The organism is Massilia sp. CT11-108 (assembly GCF_047302915.1).
Taxonomy (GTDB): Bacteria; Pseudomonadota; Gammaproteobacteria; order Burkholderiales; family Burkholderiaceae_D; genus Telluria; species Telluria orientalis.
The window spans coordinates 1-311 of sequence record NZ_JBKYMO010001408.1 but is presented as its reverse complement, the minus strand read 5'-3'; the positions used below and the strand labels follow the sequence as shown (position 1 = coordinate 311).

At 44.1% G+C, this 311-nt stretch carries 1 tRNA gene; it reads right to left on the bottom strand.

The window, feature by feature from the left end:
- Positions 1-234: 234 nt before the first annotated feature.
- A tRNA-Ala gene (locus ACEN88_RS35040) sits at positions 235-310 on the bottom strand.
- Position 311: the final 1 nt, after the last annotated feature.

The window sequence follows — 311 nt, the reverse complement described above, 5'->3', positions numbered from 1 at the left end:
CTTATTCACTTGTCCCTATAACGTTGGCCCCTGCATGAGTATCAGGGAACGTCATAACAACAAGAGTTCAGCTTACTTTGTTTGTTGATACATACAGATTTTCTACCCTAAGTGTGCACCTAACTTTCGTTAGCTACACGCTTAAAGAAAACTTTACTTCTTCCAGATTGTTAAAGAACGAGAACTACACTTATCTAAAGCTTGTGCCTTACATAAATGCAGTGAACAGAGAGTTGGTGGAGGATGACGGGATCGAACCGACGACCCCCTGCTTGCAAAGCAGGTGCTCTCCCAGCTGAGCTAATCCCCCA